This window comes from Actinophytocola sp., from assembly GCF_036002505.1.
Taxonomy (GTDB): Bacteria; Actinomycetota; Actinomycetes; order Mycobacteriales; family Pseudonocardiaceae; genus DASYTH01.
In genome coordinates, this window is sequence record NZ_DASYTH010000232.1 from 22,534 (window position 1) to 43,205 (window position 20,672).

General features: G+C 71.4%; 19 protein-coding genes and 1 pseudogene. 16 read left to right on the plus strand and 4 right to left on the minus strand.

Annotated features, from left to right (window positions below; all coding sequences use genetic code 11):
* Positions 1-497: 497 nt before the first annotated feature.
* Positions 498-3,875: a pyruvate carboxylase gene (locus tag VGR06_RS21035; protein WP_327560829.1), complete on the plus strand. Its 3,378-nt coding sequence runs from the start codon at positions 498-500 to the stop codon at positions 3,873-3,875.
* Between the two features lie 177 nt (positions 3,876-4,052).
* Here the strand turns inward: VGR06_RS21035 and VGR06_RS21040 are convergent, their stop codons facing one another.
* The gene (locus VGR06_RS21040; protein ID WP_327560830.1) at positions 4,053-6,200 is read right to left on the minus strand and encodes a HelD family protein; all 2,148 of its coding nucleotides are present in this window, start codon (positions 6,198-6,200) and stop codon (positions 4,053-4,055) included.
* A 99-nt stretch (positions 6,201-6,299) separates the two neighbouring features.
* Between VGR06_RS21040 and rsmD the strand changes: the two genes are divergently transcribed.
* Complete coding sequence (gene rsmD, locus VGR06_RS21045; RefSeq protein ID WP_327560831.1) at positions 6,300-6,872, plus strand: 16S rRNA (guanine(966)-N(2))-methyltransferase RsmD; 573 nt, start codon at positions 6,300-6,302, stop codon at positions 6,870-6,872.
* Between the two features lie 28 nt (positions 6,873-6,900).
* Entirely contained in the window at positions 6,901-7,383 is a 483-nt protein-coding gene (gene coaD / locus VGR06_RS21050; protein WP_327560832.1) for a pantetheine-phosphate adenylyltransferase, read from the plus strand.
* A gap of 197 nt (positions 7,384-7,580) precedes the next feature.
* Here the strand turns inward: coaD and VGR06_RS21055 are convergent, their stop codons facing one another.
* The gene (locus VGR06_RS21055; RefSeq protein ID WP_327560833.1) at positions 7,581-8,030 is read right to left on the minus strand and encodes a GNAT family N-acetyltransferase; all 450 of its coding nucleotides are present in this window, start codon (positions 8,028-8,030) and stop codon (positions 7,581-7,583) included.
* Positions 8,031-8,124: 94 nt separating this feature from the next.
* Between VGR06_RS21055 and VGR06_RS21060 the strand changes: the two genes are divergently transcribed.
* The 9 genes and pseudogenes from VGR06_RS21060 to VGR06_RS21100 all read left to right on the plus strand — a co-directional run bounded on the left by VGR06_RS21060 (position 8,125) and on the right by VGR06_RS21100 (position 13,396).
* Positions 8,125-8,847, plus strand: a complete 723-nt coding sequence (locus VGR06_RS21060; protein WP_327560834.1) for a DivIVA domain-containing protein — start codon at positions 8,125-8,127, stop codon at positions 8,845-8,847.
* A gap of 102 nt (positions 8,848-8,949) precedes the next feature.
* A complete protein-coding gene (locus VGR06_RS21065) occupies positions 8,950-9,528 on the plus strand; it encodes a YceD family protein (protein WP_327560835.1) in 579 nt (192 codons plus the stop codon).
* A gap of 30 nt (positions 9,529-9,558) precedes the next feature.
* Positions 9,559-9,741, plus strand: a complete 183-nt coding sequence (gene rpmF, locus VGR06_RS21070) for a 50S ribosomal protein L32 (protein ID WP_327560836.1) — start codon at positions 9,559-9,561, stop codon at positions 9,739-9,741.
* A 26-nt stretch (positions 9,742-9,767) separates the two neighbouring features.
* Positions 9,768-10,499: a ribonuclease III gene (rnc, locus tag VGR06_RS21075; RefSeq protein ID WP_327560837.1), complete on the plus strand. Its 732-nt coding sequence runs from the start codon at positions 9,768-9,770 to the stop codon at positions 10,497-10,499.
* 32 nt (positions 10,500-10,531) lie between these two features.
* Complete coding sequence (mutM, locus tag VGR06_RS21080) at positions 10,532-11,422, plus strand: bifunctional DNA-formamidopyrimidine glycosylase/DNA-(apurinic or apyrimidinic site) lyase (protein ID WP_327560838.1); 891 nt, start codon at positions 10,532-10,534, stop codon at positions 11,420-11,422.
* Positions 11,404-11,652, plus strand: a pseudogene (locus VGR06_RS21085) (winged helix-turn-helix domain-containing protein); the annotation flags it as partial. The gene mutM and the pseudogene VGR06_RS21085, both read left to right, overlap by 19 nt.
* A 220-nt stretch (positions 11,653-11,872) precedes the next feature.
* Entirely contained in the window at positions 11,873-12,457 is a 585-nt protein-coding gene (locus VGR06_RS21090; protein WP_327560839.1) for a hypothetical protein, read from the plus strand.
* A 249-nt stretch (positions 12,458-12,706) separates the two neighbouring features.
* Positions 12,707-12,931, plus strand: a complete 225-nt coding sequence (locus tag VGR06_RS21095) for a hypothetical protein (RefSeq protein WP_327560840.1) — start codon at positions 12,707-12,709, stop codon at positions 12,929-12,931.
* Between the two features lie 180 nt (positions 12,932-13,111).
* A complete protein-coding gene (locus VGR06_RS21100; RefSeq protein WP_327560841.1) occupies positions 13,112-13,396 on the plus strand; it encodes an acylphosphatase in 285 nt (94 codons plus the stop codon).
* A 3-nt stretch (positions 13,397-13,399) separates the two neighbouring features.
* On the opposite strand, the gene VGR06_RS21105 is transcribed toward VGR06_RS21100, so the two are convergent.
* Positions 13,400-13,915, minus strand: coding sequence for a hypothetical protein (locus VGR06_RS21105; RefSeq protein ID WP_327560842.1), 516 nt, complete (start codon positions 13,913-13,915; stop codon positions 13,400-13,402).
* 158 nt (positions 13,916-14,073) lie between these two features.
* Between VGR06_RS21105 and VGR06_RS21110 the strand changes: the two genes are divergently transcribed.
* The 4 genes from VGR06_RS21110 to VGR06_RS21125 all read left to right on the plus strand — a co-directional run bounded on the left by VGR06_RS21110 (position 14,074) and on the right by VGR06_RS21125 (position 19,744).
* Positions 14,074-14,559 (plus strand): sigma-70 family RNA polymerase sigma factor, encoded by a 486-nt coding sequence (locus VGR06_RS21110; RefSeq protein WP_327560843.1) that lies wholly within the window; start codon positions 14,074-14,076, stop codon positions 14,557-14,559.
* Positions 14,556-15,317, plus strand: coding sequence for a zf-HC2 domain-containing protein (locus VGR06_RS21115; RefSeq protein ID WP_327560844.1), 762 nt, complete (start codon positions 14,556-14,558; stop codon positions 15,315-15,317). The genes VGR06_RS21110 and VGR06_RS21115 overlap by 4 nt, the downstream gene beginning before the upstream one ends.
* An 83-nt stretch (positions 15,318-15,400) precedes the next feature.
* On the plus strand, positions 15,401-18,997 hold the full coding sequence (gene smc / locus VGR06_RS21120) for a chromosome segregation protein SMC (RefSeq protein ID WP_327560845.1): 3,597 nt from the start codon (positions 15,401-15,403) through the stop codon (positions 18,995-18,997).
* A gap of 51 nt (positions 18,998-19,048) precedes the next feature.
* Entirely contained in the window at positions 19,049-19,744 is a 696-nt protein-coding gene (locus VGR06_RS21125) for a DUF433 domain-containing protein (protein ID WP_327560846.1), read from the plus strand.
* A 336-nt stretch (positions 19,745-20,080) separates the two neighbouring features.
* Here VGR06_RS21125 and VGR06_RS21130 read toward each other — a convergent pair whose 3' ends face one another.
* Positions 20,081-20,530, minus strand: coding sequence for a hypothetical protein (locus VGR06_RS21130; RefSeq protein WP_327560847.1), 450 nt, complete (start codon positions 20,528-20,530; stop codon positions 20,081-20,083).
* Positions 20,531-20,672 lie beyond the last annotated feature (142 nt).

Below are 20,672 nucleotides of genomic sequence, written 5' to 3' on the forward strand. Positions count from 1 at the left end.
TCGGGGGATGTCGTGGGTAAACGCTGCGTCCCGAATCCGAGTCTCGTGGGTGTTCGCCTGGCTCGCCGCGGTGGTCGGGTCGCGTTGGCGGGCGGCGGTGGGGCTGTGGCTGGGTCTCAAGAAGGCTGGGGAAGGGGCCGGGGATCCGTGCTGGTCCTCCCCGGTCGCTTTGGGAGGGTGGCTGGGGGAGCGTTTGGGTCCAGTTGATCTTCCAGGGGTGGTTTGGCGGGCCATGATCACCGTTTCGGAACGAAAAATGCTTGAAATCCAAGCACTTTCGTTCCCAAACAGTGATCATGAAACCTCCTGTCACCACCCCGCCAACGCCACCCGACCCACCGACCAGCTGGCGCCCGCACCCGGCCGAGGTTCGTCCTCTGTGGACTCGTTAGTCGACGGGTATGGAATTCACGTGCCTGACCTGGGGGATCTGCCGGGATCAGCGACAATCAAGGTAGCGTTCGTGTCCCGATCGACCGACTTCAGGAGGTAGCCGGATGTTCCGCAAGGTGCTCGTCGCGAATCGCGGGGAGATCGCCATCCGGGCGTTCCGGGCCGGCTACGAGCTGGGCCTCGGCACGGTCGCGGTGTTCCCGTACGAGGACCGGACCTCCGCGCACCGGATGAAGGCGGACGAGGCGTACCTGATCGGCCGGCCCGGCCACCCGGTCCGCGCCTACCTCTCGGTCGAGGAGATCATGGGCGCCGCCCACCGGGCCGGGGCGGACGCGATCTACCCGGGCTACGGCTTCCTGTCCGAGAACCCGTCGCTGGCCCAGGCCTGCGAGGACGCCGGCATCACCTTCGTCGGGCCGAGCACCGACGTGTTGGAGCTGACCGGGAACAAGGCCCGGGCGGTGGCGGCGGCGCGCGCGGCCGGGCTGCCGGTGCTGCGCTCCTCGGCGCCCTCGGCCGACCTGGACTCGCTGCTGGTGGCGGCCGGGGAGATCGGGTTCCCGCTGTTCGTCAAGGCGGTGGCCGGCGGCGGCGGGCGGGGCATGCGCCGGGTGGCCGAGCGGGCGATGCTGCGCGAGTCGATCGAGGCGGCCATGCGGGAGGCGGAGTCGGCGTTCGGCGACGCCACGGTGTTCCTCGAGCAGGCCGTGGTCGAGCCGCGGCACATCGAGGTGCAGATCCTGGCCGACGCAGCCGGGAACGTCATCCACCTGTTCGAGCGGGACTGCTCGGTGCAGCGCCGGCACCAGAAGGTGATCGAGATCGCGCCGGCGCCGGACCTGGATCCCGTGCTGCGCGCGCGGATCTGCGCCGACGCGGTGGCCTTCGCCCGGCACATCGGCTACCGGAACGCCGGCACCGTGGAGTTCCTGCTCGACCCGGCCGGCAACCACGTGTTCATCGAGATGAACCCGCGGATCCAGGTGGAGCACACGGTCACCGAGGAGGTCACCGACGTCGACCTGGTGCAGTCCCAGCTGCGCATCGCCAGCGGGGAGACGCTCGAGGACCTGGGCCTGCGCCAGGAGGACATCCGGCTGCGCGGCGCGGCGCTGCAGTGCCGGATCACCACCGAGGACCCGGCGAACGGGTTCCGCCCGGACACCGGGATCATCAGCGCCTACCGCTCGCCGGGCGGGGCCGGCATCCGGCTGGACGGCGGCGAGGCCAACGCCGGGACGGCGGTGGGCGCGCATTTCGACTCGATGCTGGTGAAGCTGACCTGCCGGGGCCGGGACTTCGGCCTGGCCGTGCTGCGCGCCCGGCGGGCCGTCGCCGAGTTCCGGATTCGCGGCGTGGCCACGAACATCCCGTTCCTCCAAGCCGTCCTGGACGACCCGGACTTCAAGGCGGGCAACGTCAACACGGCGTTCATCGAGCAGCGCCCGCACCTGCTCACCGCACGGCACTCGGCCGACCGGGGCACCCGGCTGCTCACGTACCTGGTCGACATGACCGTGAACAAGCCGCACGGCCCGCGGCCCAAGGTGATCGACCCGGCGGACAAGCTGCCCCCGGCCGACCTGACGCTCGCGCCGCCGGCCGGCTCCCGGCAGCGGCTGGCCGAGCTGGGGCCGGAGGGTTTCGCGGCGTGGCTGCGGGAGTCGCGCGCGGTGTGCGTCACCGACACGACGTTCCGCGACGCGCACCAGTCGCTGCTGGCCACCCGGGTGCGGACCAAGGACCTGCTCACCGTGGCGCCCCAGGTGGCGCGGCTGACCCCGGAGCTGCTGTCGCTGGAATGCTGGGGCGGGGCGACCTATGACGTGGCGTTGCGGTTCCTGGCCGAGGATCCGTGGGAGCGGCTGGCGGCGCTGCGGGCCGCGGTGCCGAACATCTGCCTGCAGATGCTGCTGCGCGGGCGGAACACGGTGGGGTACACGCCTTATCCGACCGAGGTGACGACCGCGTTCGTGCAGGAGGCGGCTTCCACCGGGATCGACCTCTTCCGGATCTTCGACGCGCTGAACGACGTGGAGCAGATGCGGCCGGCGATCGACGCGGTGCGGGAGACCGGAACGGCGGTCGCCGAGGTCGCGCTGTGCTACACCGCCGACCTCGCCGATCCGGCCGAGCAAATGTACACATTGGACTACTACCTGAAGCTGGCCGAGCAGATGGTCGGCGCCGGCGCGCACGTGCTGGCGATCAAGGACATGGCCGGGCTGCTCCGCCCGCCGGCCGCAGCCCGGCTGGTTTCCGCGCTGCGCAAGGAGTTCGAGCTGCCGGTGCACCTGCACACGCACGACACCGCGGGCGGACAGCTGGCCACCTACCTCGCCGCCATCCAGTCCGGAGTGGACGCCGTGGACGGCGCGGTGGCTTCGATGTCCGGCACCACCTCGCAACCGTCGCTGTCGGCGATCGTTGCGGCCACCGACCACAGTGACCGGGAGACCGGGCTGTCGCTGACCGCGGTGTCCGACCTCGAGCCGTACTGGGAGATCGTGCGCCGGGTGTACGCACCGTTCGAGGCGGGGCTGCCGTCGCCCACCGGCCGGGTGTACCACCACGAGATCCCCGGCGGCCAGCTGTCCAACCTGCGCACCCAGGCGATCGCTTTGGGGCTGGGGGACCGGTTCGAGGAGATCGAGGCCATGTACGCGGCCGCCGACCGGATGCTCGGCCGGCTGGTCAAGGTCACCCCGTCGTCCAAAGTGGTCGGCGACCTGGCGCTGCACCTGGTCGGCGCCGGCGTCGACCCGAAGGAGTTCGAGGCCGACCCCGGCCGGTTCGACGTCCCCGACTCGGTGATCGGCTTTCTGCACGGCGAGCTCGGCGACCCGGCCGGCGGCTGGCCGGAACCCTTCCGCACCAAGGCGCTGGCCGGCCGCCCCGCGCCGCGCGGCGTCGCGCCGCTGACCGACGAGGACCACGCGGGCCTCTCCGCCGACCGCCGCGCGACCCTGAACCGGTTGCTGTTCCCCGGCCCCACCAAGGAGTTCCTCGCCCACCGCGCCCAGTTCAGCGACACCAGCGTGCTGGCCAGCAAGGACTTCTTCTACGGCCTGGAGCCGCGCAAGGAGTACACCGTCGGCCTCGACAAGGGCGTCACGCTGCTGATCGAGCTGGAGGCCATCGGCGAAGCCGACGAGCGCGGCATCCGCACCGTGATGGCGAACCTGAACGGCCAGCTCCGCACCATCCAGATCCGCGACCGCTCGGTGGCCGCCGACGTCCCTGTCGCCGAGAAGGCCGACCGTGCCAACCCGGGCCACGTCGCCGCCCCGTTCGCCGGCGTGGTCACGCTCGCCGTAGCCGAAGGCGAGGAGGTCAAGGCCGGCGCCACGGTGGCCACCATCGAGGCGATGAAGATGGAGGCCGCCATCACCGCCCCGAAATCCGGCACGGTGGAACGCCTCGCCATCACCCCCGTCCAGCAGGTCGAGGGCGGAGACCTCCTCGTCGTGCTCGGCTAAACCCCGCCTGGTGGCCGGTCATGATCGCCGTTCGGGGACCGAGGTGCTTGATTTTCAAGCACTTTCGTCCCCAAACGATGATCACACCACTGACAGCGGCCGCACCCGCCGCCCCGATCGGCGGCTCCGGGTCGACGTGGGCCAGGGGCAGCTGGGCACCGCGATCGTGACCGTGATCTAACCGGCGTCCGGCCACCCGGCTTGCGTGGTGACCACGGTCAGCCGCTGGGTGGCTCGGGTGAGGGCGACGTACAGGGTACGTGGACCGGTGGTGGACTCGGTGATCAACTCGCCGGGCTCCACGACCACGACCGCGTCGTATTCCAAACCCTTGGCCTCCAAGCCGTCGACCACGTGCAGCCGGGCGGCTTCCAGATCGGCCACAATGGACCGAACGGTGTCCACCCGGGACGCTGCGGTGATCACGCCGACCGTTCCGTCCACTTCGGACAATAGCTCCTTGGCTGCCGCCACCACGGAGTCGGCCAGCTCGGCGGGTGTTGTGACCCGGACCGAGGGCGCGATTCCGGTGCTGCGCACGGCATGCGGCAGCTGATCGGCCGTGGCCACCGAGCCGACCACGCGGGCGGCCAGGCCGAAGATCTCCGCGGAGTTGCGGTAGTTCGTGCGCAGGGTGAACCGCCGCCGTACGGTCCGCGGGCCGAGCGCGCCGGTCCGGGCCCGCTCCGCCTCGGCCGGGTCGGGCCACGAGCTCTGCACCGGGTCGCCGACGATCGTCCAGCTCGCGTACCGCCCGCGGCGGCCGATCATCCGCCACTGCATGGGGGAGAGGTCCTGCCCCTCGTCCACCACGATGTGCGAGTACTCGTCGTAGTGGTCCGGGCGCCGGTAGGCCGATCCGGTGTGCCGGCCGGACCAGGTGTGCACCTCGAGCGCCCTTCCGTCCTCACGCCGCCGGCGGCGCTTCGGCGGCCGGCCGAGCAGCACGCGCAGCTCGTCCAGCAGCGCCACGTCCGCCACCGTCGGCCCGCGGCCCCGGTCGGCCCAGGACGCGGCCAGCGCGGTCACCTCGCCCGTGGTGAGCTGGTTGCCGGCGGCGCGGGCCAGCCGGGCCCGGTCGCCCAGCCAGCCGAGCACCTCGGCCGGCCCGACGATGCGCCACCACACCACCACGAACCGGTGGAAGTCGATCCGCTCGCCCAGCTCGGTGATCAGCTCGTTCCGGCGTGCCGCCGCGGCCGTCGTGTCACCGTCTTCCATTCGGAACGACTCCGCTTTGCGCCACAGCGCTTCCAGCAGCGCCTCCGCGGCATCCACACGCGACTCGTTGGGCGGCCGGCCGGTGGCGTGCACCGCGCGGCGCACCCGGGTCAGCTCCCGGCCGGTCAGCCGGAGCACCTCGCCCCGGTACACGATGCGCAGCTCCTCCGGCGCACCCGGCGGCGTGTCCCGCATCGCCTGCTTGAGCACCCGCCGCATGCGCAGCGAGCCCTTCACCGCGGCCACCGCGGCCGGGTCCACGTGCGTGGCGGCGACGCCGTCCAGCACGTCACCCACCGCGCGCAGCTCGACGGTGTCCTCGCCCATCGACGGCAGCACCCGGGAGATGTAGGAGGTGAACGCGGTCGACGGGCCGATCACCAGCACGCCGGAGCCGCCCATCCGCTTCCGGTCCCGGTAGAGCAGGTAGGCCACCCGGTGCAGGGCCACCGCGGTCTTCCCGGTGCCCGGCCCGCCGGTGATCTCGGTCACGCCGCGCCAGGGCGCCCGGATCACCTCGTCCTGCTCCTTCTGGATGGTGGCCACGATGTCGCGCATGGTCTCGCCGCGCGCCCGGGCCAGGCTCGCCATCAGCGCGCCCTCGCCGACCACCGCCATCCCGTCCGGCCGCAGCTCCGGCATCAGCAGGTCGTCGTCGATGTCCACAACGGACTGACCGGTGGACCGGATCACCCGGCGCCGCACCACGTCCATCGGCTGCTCGGCGGTGGCCTGGTAGAACGGCGCGGCCGCGGGCGCGCGCCAGTCGGTCACCAGGTTGTCGAAGTTCTGGTCCCGCACGCCGAGCCGTCCGACGTGCATGGCCTCGCCGGAGGTGTCGTCCAGTCGCCCGAACACCAGCCCCTCGTGCTCGGCGTCCAGGCTGCGCAGGATCTGGTTGGCCTGGTAGACCATCACGTCCCGCTCGAACAGCATCGCCGCCTGCTCGTACACGGCCTCGTTGCGCGCCCCGTGCGCAAGCCGGTCACCGCGGTCCCGCATGGCCTCCGCCTCGGCCCGCATCTCGTCGACACGCGTGTAGACCTGATCGACATGTGCCTGCTCAGCCGCAATCTCGATCTCTCTGGCAGAGGTCTGCGACACCCACGCTCCCCACAACCGGTTCTATGAACAGGAACAAACAGCGTACGTGAACCGGATGTTCCGCGGGGGACGTGTCGGGATACCTGGGACGATGACGGGGTGACGCGCATCGTGGCCGGGGTCGCCGGGGGACGCCGGCTCGCCGTGCCGCCCAAGGGCACCCGGCCGACGTCGGAGCGGGTCCGGGAGGCCCTGTTCAGTGCGGTCGAGGCGGCCATGGACCTGGACGGCGCGCGGGTGCTCGACCTCTACGCGGGCTCCGGCGCGCTCGGCCTCGAGGCGCTGTCCCGAGGGGCCGCGGCCGCGACGTTCGTGGAGTCCGACCGGCCGGCGATCTCCGTGCTGGAGAAGAACATCGCCGCGGTCGGGCTGCCCGGCGCCGAGGTGCGCCGCGGCACCGTCCGCTCGGTGCTGGCCACCACCCCGCCGGCGCCGTACGACCTGGTGCTGGCCGACCCGCCGTACCGGATCGACCCGCGCGAGGTCGACACCGTGCTCGCCGCGCTGACCGGCTGGACCGCCCCCGGCGCGTTGATCATCCTCGAACGGGCGCAGCGGTCGGGCCCGCCGGGATGGCCGGAACCGTTGCGGCCCATGAAGGTTCGCCGGTACGGGGACACCGAGCTGCACTTTGCCCGGATGGGTGATCGAGACCACGGCGACACCTCGTAGCCGTTCACCGCTGATACCGTCCGGCGCCATGAGGCGAGCGGTGTGTCCCGGCTCCTACGATCCGCCCACCAACGGTCACCTGGACATCCTCGAGCGGACCTCCGGCCTGTTCGACGAGGTCGTGGTCGCCGTGCTGATCAACAAGAGCAAGCAGGGCCTGTTCACCGTGGACGAGCGGATGGAGATGCTCCGCGAGATCAGCGCCCCGCTGGGCAACGTCCGGGTCGACTCCTGGCACGGCCTGCTCGTGCACTACTGCCAGCAACACGGCATCCAGGCCATCGTCAAAGGCCTGCGCGCGATCGGCGACTTCGACTACGAGCTGCAGATGGCGCAGATGAACCAGCAGCTCACCGGCGTCGAGACGCTGTTCATGCCGACCAAACCGCCGAACAGCTTCCTGTCCAGCTCGCTGATCAAGGAGGTGGCCACGTTCGGCGGCGACGTGTCCCACCTGCTCCCCGAGCCGGTGCACAAGCGCCTCATCCAGCGCCTCGGCCGGGGTGACTAACGTTCGGCATGTTGGCCCCTGACGTCGCCATGTTGGCCCCTGGCGTCGCTGTGTTGGCTTGTGGCGTCGCCATGTTGGGCAAATGCGCGGTCGGGGTCACGGTCAGCCGTGTCCGGCCTTGTCGTCACCAGCCAACACGCCTACGCCAGACGCCAACACAGCGACGTGGCGCGCCAACACAGCGGCCCACCACCCCCCTACAACACCAGCTTCATGCCGACGTGGCTCGCGGTGAACCCCAGCCGCTCGTAGAACCGGTGCGCGTCCGCCCGGCTGGCGTCCGAGGTGAGCTGCACCAGCACGCAGCCGCGGGACCGCGCCTCGCCGACCGCCCATTCGATCAGCCGCTGCCCGAGTCCGGCGCCGCGCTGGTCGGTGCGCACCCGCACGGCCTCGATCTGCGCCCGGGTCGCGCCCACCCGGGACAGCCCGGGGATGAACGTGAGCTGCAGCGTGCCGACCACCTCGTCGCCCGCCTCGGCCACCGCGAGCAGCTGCCGCGGGTCGGCGTCCAGCTGGGCGAACGCCTCGGCGTAGCGCGGATCGCCCGGCCGCTCTCGCGTGGCCCCGAGCGGGTCGTCGGCCAGCATCGCCACGATCTCCGGCACATTCTCGGCCCGCGCCCGGCGGATGGTCACCTCGCTCATGGCCCCAGGCTGACACGCGGGGTCGCGCCTCCCGCTCCCGAGGGGGTCCGGCGGGCAGACTGTCACCTGGAGTGATGTGTCGGGAGGAGCCGCCGTGTACCGGGTGTTCGAGGCGCTTGACGAGCTGGTCACGATCATGGAGGAGGCCAGAGGCCTGCCCATGACCTCGAGCTGCGTCGTGCCCCGCGGCGACGTGCTGGAGCTGCTCGACGAGATCCGCGACGCGCTGCCCGGCGAGCTCGACGACGCCCAGGACGTGCTCGACCGCCGCGACGAGATCATCGGCAACGCCGAGCACCAGGCCCAGCAGACCATCAGCAAGGCCAACCTCGAGGCCGAGCAGACGTTGAACGACGCCGACGCCGAGGCCGACCGCCGGCTCGCCGAGGCCACCGTGCACGCCGACCGCATGGTGGCCGACGCGCGCGACGAGGCGGACCGCACGGTGGCCGCCGGCCAGGCCGAGTACGACACGCTGGTCGGGCGGTCCAAGGCGGAGGCGGAACGGATGCTCCAGGCCGGCCGGGAGGCCTACGAGCAGGCGGTCGAGGACGCCCGCATCGAGCAGGCCCGGCTGGTGTCGCAGACCGAGGTCGTGCAGGCCGCGCACGCCGAGTCGGCCCGCATCCTGGACGCCTCCGCCGAGGAGGCCGGCCGGCAGCGCGCCGAGTGCGACGAGTACGTGGACGGCAAGCTCGGCGAGTTCGAGGACCTGCTGGCGCACACCCTGCGCACGGTCAGCAAGGGCCGCACCCACCTCCGGGGGCAGTTGAACGGCGTCGGGTCCGGCGTCGCCCCCTTCGACTATCGGGCTTGATTTCCCGCCACCGCGGACATCCCGTAAACTTGAGCGGTTGGCCGCGCGAGGGTTGACCACGCGGCGAAAGCAAGCCACCTGGGAGCACTGACTGAGTTCGCTATGTCCGGACAGCGTCACAGCGGAGCCCGCCCGGCCGTGACCAGTCCCTGGGTGATCGACACCCGGGAACTGGGTCGCCGGCCGGGTACGAGCCGCGCCCTGAACAGGACCGCACCCGCGGTCGCCGCCCTCGGCGTCGAGGGCGTCGTCGCCGTGCCCGCCGGCGCCGCCGTCGAGTTCGACCTGCTGCTCGAGGCGGTGGTGGAGGGGGTGCTGGTGTCCGGCACGGCCAGCGCGCCCACCGCCGGCGAATGCTCCCGCTGCCTCGACCCGATCTCCGGACGGGTCGAGATGGAGATCACGGAGCTCTTCGCCTACCCGGACAGCACCACCGACGCGACCACCGATGACGACGAGGTCAGCCGCCTGGTCGACGACCTCGTCGACCTGGAGCCGGTCGTTCGGGACGCCATCGTGCTGGCGCTGCCGGCGGTCCCGCTGTGCACCCCGGACTGTGCCGGACTGTGCCCGGACTGTGGCGGCAAGTGGGCCGACCTCGGTCCCGATCACCGGCATGAGACCATTGATCCCCGATGGGCCGCGCTAACGGAGCGGTTCGACGTGGATCGCGACCGATAGGTACGTGGGTTTTGTGGAGGAGAAATAGTCGTGGCCGTCCCCAAGCGTAGAATGTCGCGCTCGAACACGCGCTCGCGCCGGTCGCAGTGGAAGGCCACCGCACCGCATCTCGTCGAGTGCTCGAACCGAGCCTGTCGCAAGCCCAAGCCGCCGCACGTGGCCTGCCCGAACTGCGGCCAGTACGACGGTCGCCAGGTCATCGCACCCGCCTGATCCCCGCGGCGAAGGCAGTTCTCCGCATGGGGGGTCGGGCGAACCGTGGATCGTCTGACGATCATGGCTCGCTACTCAAGGCGCTCGACGTCGATTTGGGCGCCGAGCTCTTCACCCTTGCGCTGACACACCGTTCCTACGCCTACGAGAACGGCGGGTTGCCGCCCAACGAGCGCCTGGAGTTCCTGGGCGACGCGGTGCTCGGCCTCGTCGTCACCGATCACCTGTACCGCACCCATCCCGACCTCGCCGAGGGTCAACTGGCGAAGCTGCGGGCCAGCGTGGTCAACATGCACGCGCTGGCCGGCGTGGCCCGCGGCCTCGGCGACGGCGGCCTCGGCGCGCACCTGTTGCTCGGCAAGGGCGAGGAGCTGACCGGCGGCCGGGACAAGGCGAGCATCCTGGCCGACGGGATGGAGGCCGTGATCGGCGCGGTCTACCTGCAGCACGGCATCGACACCGCCCGGAAGCTGGTGCACCGGCTGTTCGACGCGCTGCTCGCCGAGGCGCCGCTGCGGGGTGCCGGCCTGGACTGGAAGACCAGCCTGCAGGAGCTCACCGCCTCGGCCGGCCTCGGTGTGCCGGAGTATCGCGTCCAGGAATCGGGACCCGACCACCGCAAGGAGTTCTCCGCCACCGTCGTGGTCAACGGCGAGGAGTACGGCACCGGTGACGGGCGCACCAAGAAGGAGGCCGAGCAGAAGGCCGCCGAGGTCGCCTGGCGCACCCTCAACGAGAAGTTCAAGTCCGGGGACTGATTCCGTCGGTGCGCTAGGGCAGAATCCCCGCCGTGCCAGAGCTTCCAGAGGTTGAAACGGTTCGGCGCGGGCTCGCCGACCACGTGGCCGGCCGGATGATCAACCGGGTCGAGGTGTTCCACCCCCGCTCCATTCGCCGGCACCTGTCCGGCGACGTCGACTTCGCCGGCCGGCTCGCGGGCCGCCGGGTGCGGGCCGCATCGCGCCGCGGCAAGTACCTGTGGCTGGAACTGGATTCCGGCGAGGCCGTGCTCGCTCACCTGGGGATGAGCGGCCAGATGCTCATGCGCCCGGCCGGGACGCCGGACGAGACGCACCTGCGGATCCGGCTGCACTTCGCCGACGACGGGCTGGAACTGCGCTTCGTCGACCAGCGCACGTTCGGCGGGCTGTCGATCGAGGAGCTCACCGAGGTCGACGGCACCACGGTGCCGGTGCCGGTCGCGCACATCGGCCGAGACCCGATGGACCCCGCGTTCGACCCCGAGGCTGCGGTGAAAGCGTTGCGCCGCAAGCACACCGAGGTGAAGCGGGCGCTGCTGGACCAGACTGTGGTGTCCGGGATCGGCAACATCTACGCCGACGAGGCGCTGTGGCGGGCGAAGCTGCACTGGGCCCGGCCGACCGAGAAGCTGGCCGCGGCCAAGGTGCGCGAGCTGCTGACCGCGGCCACCGAGGTGATGAACGAGGCGCTGCGGGCCGGCGGAACGTCGTTCGACGCGCTCTACGTCAACGTCAACGGCCAGTCCGGCTACTTCGACCGATCGCTTGCCGTGTACGGCCAGGAGGGCCTGCCGTGCCCGCGCTGCGGCCGCCCGATCCGGCGGGAGCCGTTCATGAACCGCTCCTCGTACTCGTGCCCGCGCTGCCAGCCGCGGCCGCGCTCCGGGCCGCCGCGGACACCCGGCCGGACGGCGTCGTGATACACCTCACACCCACCGAATGGGGGGTGCTGAAGTTGCTCGTCCGTAACCGCGGCACGCTCGTCGGCCACAAGCCGCTCCTGCACGAGGTGTGGGGGCAGGCCTACGCGTCGGAAACTCACTACCTGCGGGTATACCTCGCCCAGCTCCGCCGCAAGCTCGAGCCGCAGCCGTCCCGTCCCCGGCATCTGCTCACCGAAGCCGGCATGGGCTACCGGTTCGAGCCCTGAGACCGTAACCGCACGGTAGCCAGCTCGTTCACCACAGTGGTACAGGCCCATTTGGACGTCACCCGTGTGGGTTAGTAGTATTCGCCGCGATCTTCGTGATCGTGACGTCTCGTGTGCACTTGCTGGCTATCTGGAGGTGTCCCTGGTGTCATACGCAGCGATCAGGCCGGTGCACGTGGCCGATCTGTTATCGCGTGAGGGTCACCCTCTCGCCGCGCGTGTGACCGCCGCCCGGGAGGCCAGAGGCCGCGAGCCCGAACCACCCAAGGACTTCGACGCCGGCGCCGCCGCCCGCCGCACCCTCGGTGTGGCCGCCGGTGCCGCGCTCGTCATCGGCTCCGTCGTCGCCGGCGCGTTCGGCTTCACCCACAGCCCCACCACCGCCCCGAGCGCCTCCGGTGAGCCCGTCGGCACCGCCCCCGGCAAGGGCGCCCCCGCCGCCCCGAACGCGGCGGCCGCCCCCCAGACTCAGGCGCCCCAGTTCACCAACACCGCCGCCACCGAGGGCCTCACCCAACCCGCCGCCGCCCCCGACGGCCGGATCGGCACCCCCGCCAAGGTCGCCCCACCCAAGGCCGCCCCCGCCCCCAAACCCGCCGCGCCGGCGGTCCCCGCACCTCCTGCCGCCCCGGCCGCCCCCAGTGCCCCGTCGGCCGGCCCGGTGCAGACCCTCGCCGAGCCCGTCGCCTCAACGGTCGGCGGCTCCACCCTCTCCAACACCCTCGCCCCGGTCACCCAGACCGTCGACAACACCCTGCAGCCGGCCCTGTCGCTGATCGGCGGCCTGCTCGGCGCCGGCCGCTAGCCCGGCCACCAACAAGATCCAAACGGATCGGGCGCTCTCCCGCTGGGAGAGCGCCCGATCCGCTATCTGGAGGCCCGAGCCCTAGCAGGGCGAGTCAGGCACTCCTATGTGGTCGGTGGTGGCGGGGACGACGAGGGTGGCGGAGGCGGTGGGGGAGGAGGAGGTGGTGGCGGCGGAGGCGGCTCGTTGATCGTCGTGGTGGTCACCGGGCGCATCGTTGTGGTTGTTGTTGTGGTGCGCCTACGAGTCGTGGTTGTGGTCGAGCCGGTCGTGGTCGGGGTGGGGCTGGAGGCCGCCGTCTCTGTCGTACTCGTCGGCTCCGGGGTGGTTTCCGTCGGAGACGTGGTGGTCACCTGGATGGGGGCGTTGACCGGCTGCGGAGTCTGGGGGTGCTCGTCGCGGCCGCCGGCGAGCGCCGCGACGGTGGCGAAGACCGTGGAGACGACGATGCCGGAGACGGCGAGCGTGGCGTAGGGCGCGCGACGGGCTCCGAACCGCTCTTCGGCCGGGCGGTCGGCGGGGGGTTCGGGCATGCGGCTTCTTTCTCCTGACTCGCCGTCGTGCGTGCGTTACTCCGGGCGGCGCATCACAGCGCGGTAACGTATCACCAGTACGTACCGTCAACCGCTGCCCCCCCGGGAACTCACGGCCTGTATGCGAGACGACGACAACGCCCGGCTGACGGCCTGGGTGCACGGACAGGTGCAGGGGGTCGGGTTCCGCTGGTGGACCCGGCGCCAGGCGCTGGAGCTCGGGCTGTCCGGTTACGCGGGCAACCTCGAGGACGGCCGGGTGGAGGTGGTCGCCGAGGGGCCGCACGCCGACCTCGCGCGGCTCCTCGACGCCCTGCGCTCCGGAAACGCACCCGGCTGGGTGGACACCGTCGTGGAGCGCTGGTCCGAGCCGAAGGGCAACCACACCGGCTTCGTGGAGCGGTAGGGCTCAGTAGCCCCCGCCGCCGCCGTACCCGCCGCCGTCGCTGGTCGGCGCCGGCGCGTCGGAGGCGCTGACGATCACCGCGTGCCAGGTGAAGTCGACGCCGCCGAAGCTGTCGGTGGCGTTGTGGCCGGAGGTCGGCTTGTCCTGGCTGTCCAGGCTGAACGTGTAGATCGGGTGGCCCTGGTAGGTCAGCTGGTTGGTCCCGTCGTCGGGCCGCGCGACCTTGCCCAGGTTGGTGCCCAGGACGTTGTCCGGGGCCTTCGCCGGTTGCCAGAGCTGCGTGCAGTCGGCCACGCACTTGATGGCCCCGGACTGGTCGGAGTCGGTGAAGTAGAGTGTCTTGCCGGCGGTGTCCACCAGCACGGTGCCGACGCCGGGCACGTCCTTGGTGCCCACCGGTCCGTTCGCCGTGCCGCCCCCGCTGCCACCCGGTGAGCTGCCGGTTTGATCCGAGCCGCAGGCTGACACGACGAGCGCCACCGCGATCAGCAGGCCGCCCCCGATGTACCGCGTGTTCACGTGGAAGTCCTCTCCGCCCCGCGACGATGGGTTTCGGCGCCACCCGGAGCTACGCGCCGAACCGGGAGCCGGTTCATCAGAGGTTGAGTTGAACCGGTGCCCAGGAACCGGCGTAATAGTGCGTTGTGGGGAACACCCCTGAGCAGGATGACGATCTCGTGCGGGAGTTGTACAGCCGGTACCGGCGGCCGCTGCACGGCTATGTGCTGCGGGCGGTCGGCGGTGACCACCAGCGGGCCGAGGACGTGGTCCAGGAGACGCTGCTGCGCGCCTGGCGCAACGCGGAGATCCTGGACGCCGAGCATGCCGGGCCGTGGCTGTACACCGTGGCGCGCAACCTGATCATCTCGGGTTACCGGCGGCAGAGTGCGCGGGTGGCCGAGGTGCCCATTCAGGAAGGCGACTTCCCGCGCGCCACGGACGATTTCGACCGGGTGCTGCAGGGGTGGCAGGTGGCTGAGGCGATGCGGGCGCTGTCGAAGGATCACCGCGCCGTCATCGGCGAGCTGTTCTACCGCAGGCGCACCGTCGCGGAGGCGGCCGCCGCGCTGGGCATTCCGGCCGGCACCGTCAAGTCGCGCTCGTTCTACGCGCTCAGGGCCCTACGTGACGCACTCGAGGAGAGGGGGGTGACCGAACCATGACCTGCACACACACCTCGACGCTGGGGGTGTACCTGCTCGGCGCGCTCGAGCCGGAGGACCGTTCGACGTTCGAGGCGCATCTGTCGGGCTGCGACATGTGCCGCTCGGAGCTGGTCCGGCTCGCCCCGCTGCCCGGCCTGCTCAACCAGATCACGCTGGCCGACTTCGAGGACGTGCCCGAGGTCCCGCCCATCGAGCCGGTCATGCCGAGCATCGAGCCGGCCCCGCCGGTGGCCGAGCTGCCCGGACCGGTGGCCGAGCTGCCCGGACCGGTCGTGCTGGACCTGCCACCCGTGCCCACCGGCGTGCCCCCCGAACCCCGGCTCCGGCGGCGCTACTGGCTGATCGCCGCGGCCGCCGCGCTGGTGGTCGTGCTCGCGGTCAGCGGCATCGTCACCTACCAGGCGCTCAACGGCCCGGCCGGCAACGATCACGAGACGGTCACCTGGTCGGCCACCAACTCCGCCACCGGGGCGCACGCCGACGTCGAGCTGTCCCACCGGCCATGGGGCACCCACGTGAGCATCTGGATGGCCAACATGCCGCCCGGCCGGCACTGCAAGCTGGTGGTGCGGGCCCGGTCCGGCTACCGCAACGTGGACGGGTACAAGGAGATCGCCGGCTGGTGGGGCACCGACGCCTACGACCCGCGCGAGGCGATCCCCGGGGCCACGTCGATCGACGTCGCCGACATCTACAAGCTGGAGTTCGTCGACGACAACGACAACGTCATGGTCGACATGCACCGGCCGGGCTGACCCGCCTCCCACGGATGCGCGCGGTGCGCAGGTACCCTCAGGCGGATGGGAGTCGTGATCCGCAACCGAGAGGTCAGCGCCTAGTGCACCTCAAGAGCCTGACGCTGAAAGGCTTCAAGTCCTTCGCATCGGCGACGACGCTGCGCTTCGAACCGGGCATCACCTGCGTCGTCGGCCCCAACGGCTCCGGCAAGTCCAACGTGCTGGACGCGCTGAGTTGGGTCATGGGCGAGCAGGGCGCCAAGTCCCTGCGCGGCGGCAAGATGGAGGACGTCATCTTCGCCGGCACCGCCGGCCGGGCGCCGCTCGGCCGGGCAGAGGTCACGCTGACGATCGACAACTCCGACGGCGCGCTGCCCATCGAGTACACCGAGGTCTCGATCACCCGGCGGATGTTCCGGGACGGGGCCAGCGAGTACGAGATCAACGGCAACAGCTGCCGGCTGATGGACGTCCAGGAGCTGCTCTCCGACTCCGGCATCGGCCGGGAGATGCACGTCATCGTCGGCCAGGGCCAGCTCGGCGCCATCCTGGAGTCCAAGCCGGAGGGGCGCCGGGCGTTCATCGAAGAGGCCGCGGGTGTGCTCAAGCACCGCAAGCGCAAGGAGAAGGCGCTGCGGAAGCTGGACGCGATGCAGGCCAACCTGACCCGGCTCACCGACCTCACCAGCGAGCTGCGCCGCCAGCTCAAGCCGCTGGGCAAGCAGGCCGAGATCGCCCGCAAGGCGCAGGCCGTGCAGGCCGAGCTGCGCGACGCCAAGCTCCGCCTCTACGCCGACGACCTGGTCACCCAGCGCGGCGAGATCGCCAAGGAGGCGGCTGACGAGGCCAGCGCCCGGGCCCGGCGCGCCGAGGTCGAGCAGGCCCTCGAGGTCGCCCAGGCCAGGCAGACCGAGCTGGAGGACCAGCTGGCCGTGGACGCGCCACAGCTGGCCAAGGCGCAGGACACCTGGTACCGGCTCTCCGCGCTGGAGGAGCGGCTGCGCGGCACCGTCCGGCTGGCCATGGAGCGCGCCCGGCACCTGTCCACCGAGGTCGAGGTGCCCACCGGCCGGGACCCGGAGGAGCTCGAGGTCGAGGCCGAGACCGCCGAGATCCGGGAGAACGAGCTGGCCGAGGCGGTGCAGGCGGCCCGGACTGAACTGATGGGCTGTACCGACCGGCGCACCGAGCTGGAGCAGGCGGTAACGGCGGCGGAACGGGCCCATTTGGCGGCGGTGCGGGCCATCGCGGACCGCCGCGAGGGTTTGGCCCGCCTCACCGGCAAGGTGGATGCCTTACGCGGCAAGAGCAACGACACCACCACGGAGATCGAGCGGCTGTCCACCGTGCTCGCGGAGGCCGGTGAGCGGGCCGATGCAGCACAGCGGGAGCTGGAGGACGCCGCGGCGCAGAGCGGCTACTCCGAGGACGACGACGCGGGCCTGGCCGAGCGGCACGAGCGCGCGGTCGCCGCGCACGACATCGCGGTGGCCCGGGTCGACGAGCTGGTCGCGGCCGAGCGGGCGGCGGAGAAGGAGATCGCCGCGTGGAAGGCCCGGGTCGACGCGCTGTCCCTGGGCCTGAGCCGCAAGGACGGCGCGGGCGCGCTGCTAGCCGCGGGTGACCGGCTGCCCGGGCTGCTCGGCTCGGTGGCCGCGCTGCTGAGCGTGGAGCCGGGCGCCGAAGCCGCGCTGGCCGCGGCCCTCGGCCCGGTGGCCGACGCGGTCGCCATGGCCGCCCCGGACGACGCGATGGCCGCGCTGTGGTTGTTGCGCAACAACGACTCTGGCCGGGCGAGCCTGCTCGTCGGCGGAGTGTCTACTGTGGACCGTTCTAGCTGGCCGGCGCTGCCGGACGGCGCGCGCTGGGCGGTGGACCTGGTGCGGGCTCCGGAGGCGCTGCGTCCGGCCGTGTGCCGCGCGCTGGACCGGTTCGCCGTGGTCGGCACCCTGTCCGAGGCCCGCGACCTGGTCGCCGCGCACCCCGAGGTGCACGCGGTGACCCGGGACGGCGACGTGCTCGGCGCGCACTGGGCGGTCGGTGGTGCGGAGCGCAAGCAGAGCATGCTCGAGGTCCGGGCCGCCGTGGACGACGCCAGCGCCCGGCTGGCTGCCGCCGAGCGTGCGGTGGAGCAGGCCGGCGCCGCGCTGGACGGGGCCCGGGCCGAGCGGCAGGCCCGCGCCGGCGAGGTCGCCGCGACCCGGGAAGCGTTGCAGGAAGGCAAGATCCGCGCCGCGCGCGCGGTGGAGCGGCTGGACCGGCTGCGCAAGGCCGTGGCCGCCGCGCAGGCCGAGGTGGAGCGCACTCAGTCGCAGCGGGCCAAAGTGGAGCTCGCCCGCGAGGAGACCCTGGCCACGCTGGCCGAGCTGGAGGACCGGCTGGGTGCCGCGCAGGAGCAGCCGCTCGAGTCCGAGCCGGACACCGCCGAGCGGGACGAGGCATCCGCGGCGCTGTCCGCGGCCCGCCAGGAGGAGATGGACGCCCGGCTGGTGCTGCGGACCGCCGAGGAGCGGCACCGCGCCGTCCAGGGCAGTGCCGAGAACCTGCGCCGGGCCGCGCGGGCCGAGCGCGAGGCCCGCGAGCGCGCCGCCCGGGCCGCCGCCGCCCGCGCGCGCGGAGCGGCCGTCGCCAACGCCGCGGTGCGCGGTGGCGAGCTGGCCCTCGAGCGGATCGCGGTGTCCCTGCGGCAGGCCGCCCAGGAGCGCGACGCCGTGGCGAGCGCCCGCGCCGAGCGTGAACGGGTCCTCGCCGACGTCCGCGGCAGCGTCCGGGAGCTGGCCACCCAGCTGGAGAAGCTGACCGACGCCGTGCACCGCGACGAGGTGCTCCGGGCCGAGCAGCGGCTCCGCCTGGAGCAGCTGGAGACCCGGATCGCCGAGGAGTTCGGCATGGGCCTCGACGACCTGGTCGCCGAGTACGGCCCGGACGTGCCCGTGCCTCCCGGACCGCTGGAGATGGCCGAGTACCAGGCCGTCCTGGACAGCGGCGAGAACGTCTTCCCGCCCGCGCCGATCCCCTACGACCGGGACACCCAGGCCCGCCGGGCCAAGCGCGCCGAGCGCGACCTCACCCTGCTGGGCAAGGTCAACCCGCTGGCCCTCGAGGAGTTCGCGGCCCTGGAGGAGCGCTACAAGTTCCTGTCCACCCAGCTCGAAGACCTCAAGGCCACCCGCCGCGACCTGCTGACCGTGGTCAAGGAGGTCGACGACAAGATCCTCGAGGTGTTCACCTCCGCCTACACCGACGTGGCCCGCGAGTTCGAAACGGTCTTCGCCACCCTGTTCCCCGGCGGTGAGGGCCGCCTGGTCCTCACCGAGCCCGAGGACCCGCTCACCACCGGCGTCGACGTGGAGGCCCGCCCACCCGGCAAGAAGATCAAGCGCCTGTCCCTGCTCTCCGGCGGCGAGAAGTCCCTGGTCGCGGTCGCCATGCTGGTCGCGATCTTCCGCGCCCGCCCCTCGCCGTTCTACGTGCTCGACGAGGTCGAGGCCGCCCTGGACGACGTCAACATGCGCCGCCTCATCGGCCTGCTCGAAGAGCTCCGCACCAGCTCCCAGCTGATCATCATCACCCACCAGAAGCCGACCATGGAGATCGCCGACGCCCTCTACGGCGTCAGCATGCAGGGCGACGGCATCACCCAGGTCATCTCCCAGCGCCTGCAACGCCCCGTGGGCGAAGACGCGATGAGCGCGTAGCAGAACGGGTGTCGCTCTCCCACGACCGGCTTGGTATGTGCGAGCGTGTGTGTGGCCGACGTGGTGTCCCTTATGGAGCGTCCGGTCTACACCTACCCGCAGGTAGACCGGTTACTCGAGCTGTCGGAGGGCACCTCTCATCGGTGGCTGAACGGTTACCGGCGACGAAGTGTCTGGTATGAGCCGATCCTGCGGTCGGAGCCGAGCGATACCAGGTGGGTGACCTGGGGGGAGTTCGTGGAGGCGCGGCTGTTCGCTGGTTACCGCGATGTTGACCGGATCGATACCAAGCAGCTGCGTGTCTACGTGCAAGAACTTCGCAGACGATTCAATGTCCGCTATCCCCTCGCCTACGCGGCTCCCTACGTGCGAGCCGAGGGCCGACGCCTGATGTGGGAAGCCCAGCAGGTCGCCGGGCTGCCCGACCGCTTTGCCGTTGAGGTCGGTTCCAACCAGATCATGCTTGCCCCCTGGGTCGAGTCCTTCGTTCAGTCGGTCGACTTCGACGAATCGGAGGGAGTCGCGCGTAAGCTGCCGCCCGACCCGGATTTCCCCGATGTCTATGTTGACCCGTTGCTGCGTGGTGGTGAGCCGACAATCGCCGGCCACAACGTGCGGGTGCGTACCGTCGCCAGCTTTGTTCGTTGTGGTGAGGACCCCGCTGAGGTGGCCGAATGGTACGGCCTGAACCTTGACGAGGTCCGCCAAGCCGTGGGCTATGACCAGGTGCACGCCGCGATCGGGTGAAAGAAACGTGCGCGTGAAGCTGCCCTCGCCACCCGCCACCACGAAGCCACGCCTGCGATCAAGCACGAGCTGCGGGTCGTTCATCTTGCCCCAACCGAGCGGGACGCGAACCGCTGGGACTTCATGCGGCTTCTCGCTCGACACTGGGACAAGCTCGAGGAGCTGGCGGCGCATCGTGGCCCGGCCTGGCTGGCGCTGCGCGGCGACCGTCATCGGCATTCGGAGTACAAGCCTGGCGAACCACCGCGGCTACCACCTCGCCACCGTCCAGCACCGCAGGCCGAGACGCAATGAGCGCGTAGGGGCGTCTGCCCTACGCGCTCATCGGGATGATCTTCAGGCTGTGGTCCGGGCGTTCGCCGACCGGAAGTTGAGGAACGCGGCCACGCCGGACACGACCGCGATGACGAGACCCACGAACAGGCCGAAGCTGGCGCCCGCGGAGCCGCCGAAGCCGGACGCGCTCGGGAACGTGAGCCAGCGGATGACGATGAACACCAGCGCCAGGCCGCTGAGACCGAGCCAGATCATGGCCAGGTTGGGCACCTCCGTGCCGAAGTGCGGCAGGATCACGACGACCCCCGCCGCCACCAGCAGCAGGCAGGCGAACCAGGCCAGGAAGCCAGCGTTCCAGGCGCTGACGCTGGTGTCGATCCCGAGCCCGAGGCCTTCCACGCCGAAGGAGACCGAGTACCAGGGGAAGAAGCTCACGATGAAAGCGAGGGCGCCGGCCCCGATACCGGCCCACTCGAGCGGCGTGACGCGCTTGGCGTCGAAATTGACCATGGGATGCGGCCCTCTCTATAAGTCCTTGTGAACGCAGGACTGACCTCCCGCGTCACGGGAGTATCGGGGGCCGAGGCGGGGTCTTAGGGGTTCTCAGCGCACCGTTGCCCTATGGGGCACCGAAGTCCGCCCCATCAAGCCG

Coding starts and splice junctions, on each gene's coding strand:
- rnc (WP_327560837.1), top strand. CDS start 9,768: ATGGGGGGTCGGGCGAACCGTGGATCGTCTGACGATCATGGCTCGCTA.
- VGR06_RS21100 (WP_327560841.1), top strand. CDS start 13,112: ATGCGAGACGACGACAACGCCCGGCTGACGGCCTGGGTGCACGGACAG.
- VGR06_RS21115 (WP_327560844.1), top strand. CDS start 14,556: ATGACCTGCACACACACCTCGACGCTGGGGGTGTACCTGCTCGGCGCG.
- VGR06_RS21065 (WP_327560835.1), top strand. CDS start 8,950: ATGTCCGGACAGCGTCACAGCGGAGCCCGCCCGGCCGTGACCAGTCCC.
- coaD (WP_327560832.1), top strand. CDS start 6,901: ATGAGGCGAGCGGTGTGTCCCGGCTCCTACGATCCGCCCACCAACGGT.
- VGR06_RS21055 (WP_327560833.1), bottom strand. CDS start 8,030: ATGAGCGAGGTGACCATCCGCCGGGCGCGGGCCGAGAATGTGCCGGAG.
- VGR06_RS21130 (WP_327560847.1), bottom strand. CDS start 20,530: ATGGTCAATTTCGACGCCAAGCGCGTCACGCCGCTCGAGTGGGCCGGT.
- VGR06_RS21035 (WP_327560829.1), top strand. CDS start 498: ATGTTCCGCAAGGTGCTCGTCGCGAATCGCGGGGAGATCGCCATCCGG.